Here is a 12,747-nt window from a genome sequence, read left to right on the forward strand (position 1 = left end):
TAATGATAAAACCTTACTTCTTACTGATGTTTAGCTTGTTTTTCTCTGTAAGCATCATGGCTGAAACACAAACTTTTCGACTTAGTGATTTTTATGCTGGTGACAGTATTGCGCGATTAGAAGGGAAATCTAGTAGCGTGGATATCGCAATACCGCTAAGTGCTATTAGTGATATATCGAAGGCCTCTCTTAGAATAGAAATTGTGAGTTCACAGGCGCTCGTTGAGAAACGTTCACAAATGTATGTGCGATTTAACAATGCCACCATTGGGCAAATAGCTTACTCCCCAAACCAACCCACTATTATCTCAACCATTGATATTCCTTCTCAGCTTTGGCGCGAGGGGTTTAATAATTTAACCTTGGCAGTTAGCCAGCACTACGCCATGCAATGCGTAAACGGTAGCGCTCCGGAATTATGGAGCGAGGTGAACCTTTATACTTCTTCGCTTACAGTAGATGCTGATATTGACGTGGATAATTTTGGTATTAAAGATTTATCGGGATTTTTTAGTGCAGGTATAGGCGGGCAACGCAGTGTTCAATTACTTACTGCTGAGGATGCCGATAGCGAAATTATCGAAAAAACGTTGCCGTTAGTGGCACAGGCGCTGGCCCTTAGAAACCAATATCAACCTCTTAGCATCATGCATACGCCCATTCCACAGGGGTATGTTTTACCTAAAGTTACTCAACAAGATGAGGAGTTTTGGAGTGAAAATAGAATAGGCGCGTATGAAAAAACGGCATGGTATTTAGCTGAAGACAAAACGCGGGAGGTTCATGTTCTGGTTGGGAATAAGCAAGCATTGTCTCCGGTATTATCTGATGCGGTTGTCAATGAAATTAACGGCCCCTTCTTAAAAGTGCAACGCACCGAAGCATTTGTCGCTGTCGATAAAACTTGGGTGCCAGCATCATACCGACTTATTGTTAGCGGAAATAATAACGATGAGGTTTTTGATGCAGCAAAAGCCTTGTCGGTAATGGACGATATGCTTAACCCAGGTGCTCGTACTATCGTGCGCTTTCAAACGCAAATGGATGCAGTAGCGTTGCAACAGACTGCTGCATTGCAACCCGGTGAAAGTTACACCTTTAGCGATATTGGGGTATCTAGCGATCAATTTGTGGATGAAGGGCGCTTTGAGAAAAATGTTTTATTAACGCTACCCGCTGATTTCTTTGTACCTGAAAATGCCAGCGTAGAATTCCTTCTCGATTTTGGCTATGGGGCGGGCATTGGGCCGGGCTCTTCAATGAACGTAAATGTGAACGGTGAACTCGTTCACGGCTTGTATCTTGGCGATGTGAATGGTGAATCTTTTAGGGATTATCAGCTGAAGATCCCAGCACGATTTTTTAAAGGTGGAACGAACAGTATTAGCTTTATCATTACTATGCGCCCGCCCGTTGCAGGGCTTGCATGTAACGATGTGCAAAGCTCTCATTTATTGTTCCAATTTAACAACAGCTCTAGCATACACCTTCCTCAAGCAGGCCATGTAGCCGTTCAGCCTGATCTAGGTTTATTTGGTGATACTGGCTATCCGTTAGCACGTTTTAATTCAGCGCCTAAAAGCCAAATATTTATACCGTCTAACGACTATTTAAACAGTGCATTGACCCTTGCTGGCAAGCTTGCTCAAGTTGCAAAAATTCCTCTGCTGAATCTATCAATCACTAAAGACGCAAATGAAGATAAGGGTTCATTAATTGTATTAGGAAGCCCTGAAACACTAAATAGTTTTGAACAAGATAGTTTTGTCACTGCCATTGGGAATACCAAGCGTTGGCCCTACCGCGCACAAAATATGTTGTACAACCGTGTGAGAGATTTCAGCAACGATAAATCTTACCGCCAAATGCTTACCGAAGGCACTACAGTACAGGAAAGTGATTTGGGCGATAATGCGGTGTTTGTCGCGCAGCGCCACCCCAACGGCACGAATACCGACACCCTATTTTTATTGGTTGCACAAACACCTGAAAAATTGGCCGCGAGAGTGGATGACCTGATTAGTTTATCTCTATGGGGACAAATGGCAGGCGACTTCTTTGTTTGGAATGACAACGAATCACCCTTGTTGGTTATGCAGGTTAACGATAAATATGAAATGGGTGAACCGGATGATGTTTTACTCACTCTTCGTTTGTGGTTGTCTAACAACCCTTGGTATTGGTTAGTCACCTTCATGGTATTAGTATTCTTCGTAAGCTTATTGATTTACTTGTTGCTGCGACGCCGAAACAAAAGAGCACAAGATTCATGGTAGACGGCGGTAGGGGCTGGCGGTTCATTCGACTCGTCGGCCTGTTTGGGCTGCTAGGTATATTGGCGTCATGTAGCAACCCTGAAGAGCGTGAAATACAAGAAGCGTTTCAAGCCTATAAAGCCTTGTTTATCGACAATGGTCGTATCATCGATACGGGTAATGGCGATGTATCTCATAGTGAGGGGCAAGGGTACGGTCTATTGTTCGCGGTTGCTGCTAACGACAGAACCGCTTTTGATAGTATATGGATGTGGACTCACACTGTACTTCAGCGGGACGATAAGCTATTTCATTGGCGCTACCGCCCCTGTGAAAGTAAAAATAAGCAATGTATAGACGACCCAAATAACGCCTCAGATGGCGACCTACTTATTGCTTGGGCACTTCTGCGTGCTGCTGATAAGTGGGGAGAAAAAAGCTATCGGCATGATGCTCAAGTCATCATAACGGCTATCGAAGAAAAGTTGTTTATTGAAACCGAAGCGTTCCTAGTGCTATTGCCAGGAGAGTTCGGTTTTAAGAGTGATGAGAGTAATGATGAGGGCATACAACTTAATTTGTCTTATTGGGTGTTTCCCGCCATTGATGCGATTACTGAGGTTTCGTCTCGGGCACTACGCTGGAAAGCATTACACCGCAGTGGCACTGCGCTTATTTACAAAGCACGTTTTTCTAAACACAAACTGCCCCCAGACTGGTTAAGAGTGAACGAAGGAGCCTTGTCTTTAACCAATACTGTGTCTCAGGAATATGGCTTTAATGCCTGTCGTATACCCCTTCACCTTGCGTGGGCAGGTATAGATGATGCCGCATTTTATTCTGATTTTGAGCGCTGGTGGGACATAGAAAATACACCGGCTACCGTCAATTTACTCACCAATGAAATAGCTGAATATGCGATGACACCAGGGATGAAAGCCGTTGAGTCTGCGGTAAAACATATTATTGATGGTAGTCCACTGTCACTTCCAGCGATTGACAGAAATATGGATTATTATTCGGCGAGTTTAACCTTGCTCTCTATGGTTGCTGTTATGGATGCCAAGTCTTAATGTCATCACAATTTTATTGCAAAAAGCGCCCCACAACATTTTTTTTAGCGGTGCTATCGGCCGGTATTGTGGGCTCGTTGTTAGGCGGCGCCCAAGTCAGCGCACAAGTTAGCGCAGAAGCCTCTACTACGTTTAAAGAGCAGCAAGATAAACCGCTACAAGTAGCCGAATATGGCAAACCTGATGTTACGGGGTTGTGGTATCACATCAACCAAAAGCAAACACAACTGGCAAACCGAGAATTAGGAAGGCTTAAAAGTGCGTTTCCGCAATGGGTAGTACCTAGCGACGTTGAAACAGCATTGTATCAATTAAACAATCCTTCCAAGTCCTCTGATGTTGTTACAAATCAGAAAGCTTTAGAACAGTCTGCTTCAAATCGGGCTGCTTCAAATCAGGCTGCGTCGAATCCGGCAACATCAAATGCGCCTTCGCAAAACACGGTGGCGAAAGACGCCCCACTTCAAAAATTTGCGCAAAAAACATCAGCGCAACGTGTGCTTATTAGCGCACGTGAGCTTAACCAGTTATCAATGTTAGCTGACAGCCTAGCACGTTACGATTATCACATGTTATTGGGGTGGGCTGCTCTAGACAAAGGCATGCTTAGCGATGCTCAGCATCATTTCGAGCGCGCAGAAGCCTTACATGAAACCGTAGTGCAGAAAAAAGGCGTAGTTGATGGTAAGCGTGCCATTGTGAATGCGCGAATTCAGCAACTCTTGAGCAACAGCGCTAATACCAACAATAAAGATGACAGCATTACCAAAGACAGCATTACCAAAAAAAGCGCAGCGCAGCTCAAGTCGATGTTGTTAGGGGGAGATGCTGAGCAGGTGAGTGAAACGCTATTGGGAGAGGCTTGGAAACGCTATGACGCCGAGCGCTATCACGCTGCTTATGATTTATTTGAACTGTTAGAAAATCATGAAGGGGTGTGGCTGAGTCTGCGAGGGCAGGGGAAAAATGCCCAGGCGGGCTCTTACGCATGCGAACAAGCAAGCTCGCAAAAATTCCTCACTCGCTGTGCTGACTTTTTAGCTTCCGAACAGGCCGAACATTACAACAACGAGCAATTTCAGCGAAGTGTGGATGCTGGATTAGCATTACGAAATATTCGGCGTTTAAGCGGTGATGAACAAGCACTGTTGGGGTGGAGTGCGTTACAAGCAAGCAATCGTCTTAACGATGAAAATGCGCAAATTGCCAGAGATGCTTTTTCCGCAACGCTTGCATCACAACTAACTGCAGGTGAGGCGAGTAACATCGATATCGCCAATGCGCTTATAGGGTTAGAAAATGACGAGGGGCGTGCTGCATTAGCTGAAAAATACCCTTCGGTTGCACTCATTCTAAAGCAACAAGACGCCGCCAGTGCATGGCCAAGAAAGCAATTTATCTTATCTTATAATCTTGATGATGCTAGAGCGACAACAGCGCAAACTAAAGATGCTTATACCGTAGTGGCGGGTTTGAGGACGCGTTCTCGAAGCGGTGATGAAGGGCTGGGCAATTTTGATGTATTCACTAGCTATATTGGCGTTGGCGGCATGGTAGACAGTTGGCAATGGCAAGTTGCGCTAGATTATCAACAATTGTATAGCGGTAAGCCTGCAACAAACAGTTGGTTTGCTGATGGGCAAGCTTCAGATGATTTTGCAGGCATTTCTGGTTTTGAAGATAAAGGGTTGCGCGCTGAAGTCATGTATCAACAAAGCGCTTTTAATTTTTACGCTAACCTAGAGTATGAATTATTCGACCAGCCTGTTGACGCAGAACTAACAGGGCAACTTTCAGCAACGTGGTTTTTACCTGAAGTGACGTTGGCGACAACGCTATTTCATTTACCTAAAACCGATAGTCTATTGAGCCAGTCCGGTACCTTCAATAGCGAACAGACCGAACGTTGGGGCTATGTTATAGCCGACGGCGTTTCGGTGTTAGCTGCACACAGCTTCAAACCGCAGTGGTCGATAGCGGGTACATTGACGTGGGCCAGTTTAAGCGGCGATGGGGTTGCCGATAATAAATATTTATCTCTTCGTACGGATGTAAACTATAACCTTGCGCCACAAATATCGCCTAGGTTGGATTACTGGCGCGTAGGACCTTTTTTCAGTTATTTAGGGTACGATGAAAATCTAAGCGGTTTTACTTACGGGCATGGTGGGTATTTCAGCCCAAATTATATGGTAAGTATTGGCGGTTATTCTGAACTACTGACGATGGAAGCGCACCGTTGGCAATTTAAGTTAAGTACCTCATTAGGGCTGTCTAGATTGGCAGAGCCTAGCGATCCTCGGTTTCCCCTATTAACAGCGAATGATAGCAGCAACCCGCTATCAAGCTTACATCTGCCTTATAATCGTAGTACTGGCTTAAGTGGCAATATGATGTTTGAAGGCCAATATAGATTGTCTAACCATTGGATAGTAGCGGGCTACGTAGGTAAAGCCTTTGCGGTGGAATATCAGGCTTTTGAGGCGGGGATACAAATACGTTGGCGACCAGGAAAAGGCGAGGGCGTAACCAGTGACGAGCTAATGCGCTCGTCACCACGGTTATCAGGTTTTGCGCTTTAGCTTATTGCGAATGAACACTACCGCGAAAGCAGGAAGCATAAGCAGTATTGAGCCCGGTGCAGATACTTGCGTTACGCCGAAACTATAATTGTTTACTTGCCCTGTGGGTGCTAAATATTCAACGCCATCATCATTGGTTAGATAAACCTCTGGGGTAAACACGCTACTCGCAATAAGGTTCCCGTCAACATGGCCGTTGTAAAAAGCAATATCGGCATAAGGCGCTAATATGCTTCCCTTAACCCCTATGGACTGAATAGTCACGCTGGTGGCGTCAACAAAGTTAAATAGAATGTTATTGGTGTAAGTACCGTCGTGACGGTAATTCGCATTTTGGTCGTTATCTTGATACTGCCCAGCAAACGCAGTATTGAAAAAACCGGTATTAAACAAGTCAACCGCATCACCTGTTACGTTAATGATGTTATAGCTAGTGGTTGAGAAGTCGTACGTAATACTCTTGTTCGCCACAGATAACCAGTCGGCATCGATGTCGTAAATATTGATGCTGTCATCACCAGAGAACACGATACCGTCTACGTTAGTGCTATCTGCACAGCTTGTATCGCCTTGGCAATAAAAAGTTGTACTGCCGTTTACCGTCATGTCAGCGAATGCTAACGACTGTGCTTTGATTTCAGATTCTATAGCGTCAAAGTCGATATTATCTATCGACGCAGGTGTTACAGCGTCTGCAATGATGCCGTCACTGACTGTAGAGTGCATATCAAGGACAACCGTGCCACCGGCGGAAATGCTGCCATCGGTCACTTCAGAGCTAATTAGTGCAACACTATCAACCGAACGAATATCACCGTTTTCTACGCTAGTATTGGTTAGCTGTACACTGCCTGCATGAATATCGCCGTCATTGATTTGTGCATTAGTTGAGGTAAAAGCACCTCCCACATTAACATCGCCGCTTAATACCGTACTTTCGGTAATAGTGGCGTTGTCAGCTGCATTAACGGCGCCTTCAAACTCAACACTGTTAGCCACAATATTGCCGCTAACGGTGGTTTGGCCGTTACGAATTTTTCCGTTCGTATAGGCGATATCGCCACCCACAAACAATGAGCTTGTGGTTAAATCTGGGGAAAGTTGCAGGCCTACATCAAAATCGTTTACAACTAGGTTACCGCCAACAGCAAGGCTACCCTCTACATCGGAGTAGTAACCGGTATAGTCTTCGAAGATGAATGCATTGTAGTCGAAGGCTTCGCTTAAGGTAATTTGAGTGGCATGAACAATACCTTGTGCACTAACCGCCAGGGTTAGCGCGCCTAGGGAACTGGCGAGTTTCGTTGAAATTGTGTGTTTACGCATAGTTGACATATTTTTGCTCCAGTGAAATCAGCAACTGGAATCAATTTTCAACATGGATTTCCAGGCACACCGAATGGTACGATCAGAACAAAATGTGCGCATTACCACAAGAGATACTTTCGTATAGGTATAGATACGAAAAAGCCGCCCTAGAGGCGGCTTTTTAAAACTTTCGAAAGAACTAGCCTTTCTTAACCAGTACCGACACTTTAGCGATACCAGCTACTTTAACCTGGTTCATTACTTCTACCACTGTACCGTGTTCAGTATCTTCATCAGCTTGGATAGCTGCTGAATCAGTGTTGTTTTCCGCTAAATAAGTTTGCGTGTTTGCAACAACACGGCGGATATCAACTTCACGGCCACCCATCATGATAGTGCCATCAGCAGCTATACGAATAGATAGGGCTTTAGAAGGCTGATCATTATTAGACTGATTGTCTTCTGGGCGGTTTGTATCTAACCCTTTTTCTTTCACGAACGAGGTCGTTACGATGAAGAAAATCAACATGATGAACACGATGTCCAACATGGGGGTCATATCAATCTGAGCCTCGTCTTCGGCCGAGGTATGCTTTTTTCTTTTCATCTCGTCTTCTTTTTTCTGTTACGTTCGAGCACATTAGTATACTGCCTGTAACAAAAATAAACAGGGTTTTGTACAAAACAGCGTGCTCGTTAACACTTGTTGCTGAAAAATTGCTCAGTTTCCATCGTAAAACAACAAACTTATGATTGTTTGTGGGAAATGGCGACGCCTAATTGGTAAAAATACAACATCAACGACTCATTGAGCGCTATACGCAAATTACCATGAGGATAAATGCCAAGTCTAGCCTCTGTTGATCTTTTTGTTCCTTGAACTAAGAATGCGTTTTTGATCGTATGGTCTTGAACGCAGGCCTCAAAGGCTCTGGCGGCCATTTCTTGGGGCATCGCATAGTAATAGATTTTTAATGCGCGATCCGCCTCTACAGATCGTACAAAATAATCGTTAGGCCGATTATTGTTGTCTAAAAACAACGAAGAGAAGCAATTACTCAGTTTTTCATTGAGCGGATGGGGATTTAGTGGAACATTATCTAGCCAAGCTTGCGAAGCGAAGCTACCAGGGCCCGCGTCGGCAAACATTTTGGGCGCAATATAATGATCAAACGCATGAAACCACTCATGAGCTAATGCGCCTGCACCGGCATTCTTAGCCAGTGCGAGCTGTCTTCGTGCACTATTATAATGGGCGCTAGCGCCTTTTTGACCGCCACTACCAAAGGCTAACGACAATGTGCCGTTTAAGGACAGCACTTGTTCGTTAACGTTTAAAATGGTGGCCAGATCATACAAGGCGTCGAAGAAAAGGTTAGCCGCTATTTGTTGTTCATCAGCCGTTACCCATTTTCCAATGGTGATACTCGAAAAATTAAACAGTTTGCGAATATCTTGAAAAGTGACATCGGCACCATCCCTATGGCTAGGTCCATTGCGATAGAAATCTTGATGTATGCGCCCTTGGGTCACAGCTAACCCGCTAACGATATAAGCAGTTGTTCACACCATGCAGCAATACGTTCTTCTGATTTGTCGTACTGGTTTTCGTCGTCTAATGAGAGCCCTAAAAAGTGTGACTTGTCTTCAGTTAACGCTTTAGACGCTGTGAACTCATAACCCTCATTGGGCCAATAACCAATAATAGTGCAGTTGGAAGGGGCGATAGCATCGTGCAGCATACCCAAGGCATCTTGAAACCAATCAGCGTAACCAAGTTGGTCGCCCATGCCATACAAGGCTACGGTTTTACCTTCCAAATTAAGCTGGTGAGCTTCTTCCCAATGAGATTCCCAGTCTTCTTGCAGTTCACCAAAGTCCCAGGTAGAAATTCCGAAGATAATGACGTCGTAGTCGGCGGTTCTGCCTAAGCTCACATCTTTAATGTTGTGAACATCTACAATGTTTTCATCGAACAAGCTATTTAATTGTGCCTGAATTTTTTCCGCTGCCATTTCCGTATAACAGGTTGTTGAACCGTAGAATAAGCCAATCGACAGGGCATTATCACTCATGAAAACCTCTTTCCGTACACACTAATCATCTTTTATGGGCGGGAATTCTACCTCTTTACCGTTGCTCAACAAAGCTTTGCAGCCAACAACTGTACTATTTTGTGAAATTTGTAATATACCGATGGCGCAGCCGTTATAGAGCTCACCGTATCCTGATGATGGTTCTCTGGCGGTAACCGACATATTTCTGCGCCTTGTGAACACGTTAAGCACAGATTTTGGCCCGTAGAAAACACGGTTAAGCCTATCTAACCAGCGAATTAAGCCTTCGGGAAACGCATTCTTTAATCCGCTACAGGTAAATTGGGTGATGTGAGGGCTATTGCGCTGAAAACGTAATCGTACATCGTATACAAACGAGTAGTGAACATCACCTGACAGAATAATAAATTCAGGGGGCGTTTTGTAATGTCGAAAAATATTCAACATAACATTCGCCGTGCCTTTGTGCGCCATCCAGTTCTCGGCATCCACAGTAAGTGCTTTGCCAAAGAAGGTGAAAGTCTTTTGGATGGCTTCAATAAACTTCACCCCGTAAATAGGGGCGGCCGACACCACTATCACCGCTTCCTTTCCAATAATGTTATGCTGAAAGTCGCATAAGGCTTCCCAGTCCATCAAGCCTGACGGCTTTTTCATACTCGATTCAGAGCGCCAACGTCGCGTTCGGGTATCGAGTACCTCAATAGGGGGCGTGGTGTCTAAGCGGTAATTCCAATGTTCAAAGTCTAACAATTGGTCAATGAGTTCATCTTGCTTGACCATGCCATTTTCGGTAAAGGTTTCACTGGCTTTAGCCATTAACGGCGTGCATTTTTGCGGCGCATTGCCCCATCCTTGGCAAAGTAGGTAACCGGTTAGGGCGTTACCAATCATACGTTTAGAAAAAGGGTGTCCATAAACTTCTTGTTCCCAACCGCGGGTTAAGTTCCAGTCGTCGGTAACATCGTGATCGTCAAAAATCATGTAAACGGGAATATGCGCCAGTGCACGGCGGACTTTGGGCAACGTTTTCACAAATCCTTCAATGGCATTTTGTTCTTTTTCAAAGGTGTCTTTGTGTTGCGTGGCTATGTCATTTACTTGAAAAGTCACATTGCGCCACAGGGCAGGCGACCACACTAAGAAATACATGGCCATTACTTCGGCGCAGCTTATTAAGTGATTTTGCGCATTCACCGAGGTGAAAATAGGTTTTCTTTTGGCACCAAAGAAGAGTGATGAAAGAGCGGTATTCGTTTGTGTTTGTGGTAGTAACTGCTCACGTTCATAAAAACCATGAGGGTGAGTAGGGAGCTCTGACGAGTTGTCTAATACCGCGCCATCAAGGGGCTCTTCAAAAAGCCCAAGTAATGCAATGACTTGGTGAATGGCTTGCAAAGTAGGGCCGGCTACATCATCGGTGTATACCTGATCGCCTGTCATCATAAGCACATCAGGGCGAGGGCTGTTTGATGTAATAGCGCTATCGAGTAGATTATCAACTTGAGCAAGGGCATCATCACCATCAAAATGAGGCTTTCGACATGAGCCATGCAATAGGGTTTCTGGTTTATTTGTCCAGCAAAAGCTTAATGCAGTTTGATTAGCATAAAGTAAGTCTGCTTGCTCTTGTTGCCACTTTTCTTGGCATTCAGTCGCTGTAAAGGTGAGTTGGTAGTAAATGGGTACATTGGCGGTAAAGCTTTCATCAACAGTGGCAGATAATAAATGAATGAAGGCGTGCTTACCGACTTGTACGCAGGTGCCTGTCACCTCTGCTTTAAGCGTTGCACCATGCTGTGTTAGTGCAAATGCTGGCGCATTAGCTTCAGGTGTTACCAACCAAACATGACACGCACTTTGTGTGACTCGCCTAACGATTGGGCCCGCAATCACCGCAGGAATATACTGCTCAGAAATAATATGCTCCTACCAAAGGCAACAAGAAGAAAAATGTACCTTACTCTTTTTTGGCTTTAAACGGTATGGTAGATATACTCGCTTACATTTTTTTACCCTAATGGGCTTTACCCGTGACGGTTTTCGCCCATAAGTTTGCCTTTGTCTGACTATTTACGATGTAGGTCAAAAAGCAGGTCAAAATGTAGGTCAAAGTGCAGGCGGTATCGTAGATGGGGTAGCCAATAGAATTATAGGCTGTGAACACGTTGTCGGGCTGATTTGTTGCTAGCGGTTTTTTATAAGCGTGCTGGTGCTTGCAGGTTTTGCTAGGCGTGAGTGATAGGGGCATCTTAACGTTGAAGGAAATGAAAAACATGTTGAATAATTGGCCGGTTGCCGCGTTTATTGTCGTAGCGTTAAGTGGTGTTGTGGCAGGCTGCAGCGATAACAAAGATGCCGCATTTGACGAAGAAGCGCCTAGTGCCACAACCAGTTCAGTTTTAACCTCTGTTGGGCGCTGGATATCAACCGACACCAGCGACGTAATACAAGACCCTCAAACCTCGGGGCTAATTGAAATTAATGGTCAATTAGTCACCATTGCAGATGGTAGTGCCGCGTTCGAGCAGCAAAGAAAGCTGCACTTTATTGATAAAGACACGGCGACACTGACCATATCAAGTAATGCATTTAAGCTAGCTACACGCGTGCGCCGAAGTTGTTTTAGTGACTATTTAACCAATGCGCCAGATTTAGAAGCGCTTGCTAGCGATCCTCGTAATCCGAATGTGATTTACACTGTAACCGAAGATGCTACCCGCACAGGAACATTGTCTACCCGCTGTGAAAAGAAATATCAAGATACAGGCTCTACCGACTATCCCACCTTATTGGTTCGTTTAGAGCGTGATGAAGACAACACTGTGACAATGACCCATGTTCGTCCTTTGCAGTTTCCTACCGAATTTGAAGTAGGGAACTTTCCTAACGACGGTATTGAGGGCATGGCCATGGCAAAAGATGGCACCTTATACTTAGGCCTAGAAAAAGATAAAGCGGGGCAGCCGCGAATTTTCTCGTTAAACATAGCGGATGACTTTTGGAAAAGTGCGGATTTCGCTGTGGTAAATGAACCTGATTTGTCGTTACCTAAGTTTGAAACGGGTAGCCACCCCATAAATGGCTTAGCACTTTATAATGCTGCTGATAGTGGTAATCGTTTTTTATTGGCCGCAGCCCGAAATGATAACGAGGTTTGGGTTATTGATGTTGCTGGTAAGGTAGAAACGAAGCGTATCTCCATGCAGTTTAATGTGAGTGCAGATAATGAGTGCGGCGAATATGTAATGGATAACGCCTCAATTGAAGGACTGGTTGTAGTAGAAGATACCTTGTGGCTAATAAACGATCCGTGGAAAGTGAACTACTTGAAGAACATTAAATGTGAGGCAGAGACACCACGTTACGAAGCCATGGCCCCTTTGTTGTTCTCGGTGCCTTTAAATGACGCATGGTTTCAGTAGCAATAAACGGCAAAAGCCATGAGATTCAATGCACAGGCTATTTACAG

Annotated in this window: 9 protein-coding genes; 4 read left to right on the forward strand and 5 right to left on the reverse strand. The window is 44.7% G+C overall.

Going from position 1 to position 12,747, the window contains the following annotated elements; genetic code table 11:
* Positions 1–2: 2 nt before the first annotated feature.
* The 3 genes from AMBT_RS00600 to AMBT_RS00610 are packed head-to-tail and all read left to right on the forward strand — an operon-like array spanning position 3 to position 5,910.
* Complete coding sequence (locus AMBT_RS00600) at positions 3–2,276, forward strand: cellulose synthase BcsB subunit (protein ID WP_013782617.1); 2,274 nt, start codon at positions 3–5, stop codon at positions 2,274–2,276.
* The gene (locus AMBT_RS00605; protein ID WP_013782618.1) at positions 2,270–3,328 is read left to right on the forward strand and encodes a family 8 glycosyl hydrolase; all 1,059 of its coding nucleotides are present in this window, start codon (positions 2,270–2,272) and stop codon (positions 3,326–3,328) included. Before AMBT_RS00600 ends, AMBT_RS00605 begins: the two co-directional genes overlap by 7 nt.
* On the forward strand, positions 3,328–5,910 hold the full coding sequence (locus AMBT_RS00610) for a cellulose synthase subunit BcsC-related outer membrane protein (RefSeq protein ID WP_013782619.1): 2,583 nt from the start codon (positions 3,328–3,330) through the stop codon (positions 5,908–5,910). The genes AMBT_RS00605 and AMBT_RS00610 overlap by 1 nt, the downstream gene beginning before the upstream one ends.
* Here the strand turns inward: AMBT_RS00610 and AMBT_RS00615 are convergent.
* The 5 genes from AMBT_RS00615 to AMBT_RS00635 all read right to left on the reverse strand — a co-directional run bounded on the left by AMBT_RS00615 (position 5,893) and on the right by AMBT_RS00635 (position 11,180).
* Positions 5,893–7,245, reverse strand: coding sequence for a choice-of-anchor A family protein (locus AMBT_RS00615; protein WP_013782620.1), 1,353 nt, complete (start codon positions 7,243–7,245; stop codon positions 5,893–5,895). The genes AMBT_RS00610 and AMBT_RS00615 overlap by 18 nt on opposite strands.
* 172 nt (positions 7,246–7,417) lie before the next feature.
* Positions 7,418–7,825 carry an ExbD/TolR family protein gene (locus tag AMBT_RS00620; protein WP_013782621.1) on the reverse strand — a complete coding sequence of 136 codons (408 nt, stop codon included), beginning with the start codon at positions 7,823–7,825 and terminating at the stop codon, positions 7,418–7,420.
* Positions 7,826–7,965: 140 nt separating this feature from the next.
* The gene (locus tag AMBT_RS00625) at positions 7,966–8,751 is read right to left on the reverse strand and encodes a CLCA_X family protein (protein ID WP_013782622.1); all 786 of its coding nucleotides are present in this window, start codon (positions 8,749–8,751) and stop codon (positions 7,966–7,968) included.
* Between the two features lie 2 nt (positions 8,752–8,753).
* Positions 8,754–9,293: a flavodoxin FldB gene (gene fldB / locus AMBT_RS00630; RefSeq protein WP_013782623.1), complete on the reverse strand. Its 540-nt coding sequence runs from the start codon at positions 9,291–9,293 to the stop codon at positions 8,754–8,756.
* Positions 9,294–9,314: 21 nt separating this feature from the next.
* On the reverse strand, positions 9,315–11,180 hold the full coding sequence (locus tag AMBT_RS00635) for a metallophosphoesterase family protein (protein WP_041452450.1): 1,866 nt from the start codon (positions 11,178–11,180) through the stop codon (positions 9,315–9,317).
* Between the two features lie 371 nt (positions 11,181–11,551).
* Between AMBT_RS00635 and AMBT_RS00640 the strand changes: the two genes are divergently transcribed.
* Positions 11,552–12,700, forward strand: a complete 1,149-nt coding sequence (locus tag AMBT_RS00640) for a YjiK family protein (RefSeq protein ID WP_013782626.1) — start codon at positions 11,552–11,554, stop codon at positions 12,698–12,700.
* Positions 12,701–12,747: the final 47 nt, after the last annotated feature.

Source organism: Alteromonas naphthalenivorans, from assembly GCF_000213655.1.
In the GTDB taxonomy this organism is placed as follows: Bacteria; Pseudomonadota; Gammaproteobacteria; order Enterobacterales; family Alteromonadaceae; genus Alteromonas; species Alteromonas naphthalenivorans.

Bases quoted from the DNA above. Each gene is read 5' to 3' on its own strand.
- AMBT_RS00600 (WP_013782617.1), top strand. From the start codon at position 3: ATGATAAAACCTTACTTCTTACTGATGTTTAGCTTGTTTTTCTCTGTA.
- AMBT_RS00605 (WP_013782618.1), top strand. From the start codon at position 2,270: ATGGTAGACGGCGGTAGGGGCTGGCGGTTCATTCGACTCGTCGGCCTG.
- AMBT_RS00610 (WP_013782619.1), top strand. From the start codon at position 3,328: ATGTCATCACAATTTTATTGCAAAAAGCGCCCCACAACATTTTTTTTA.
- AMBT_RS00615 (WP_013782620.1), bottom strand. From the start codon at position 7,245: ATGTCAACTATGCGTAAACACACAATTTCAACGAAACTCGCCAGTTCC.
- AMBT_RS00620 (WP_013782621.1), bottom strand. From the start codon at position 7,825: ATGAAAAGAAAAAAGCATACCTCGGCCGAAGACGAGGCTCAGATTGAT.
- fldB (WP_013782623.1), bottom strand. From the start codon at position 9,293: ATGAGTGATAATGCCCTGTCGATTGGCTTATTCTACGGTTCAACAACC.
- AMBT_RS00640 (WP_013782626.1), top strand. From the start codon at position 11,552: ATGTTGAATAATTGGCCGGTTGCCGCGTTTATTGTCGTAGCGTTAAGT.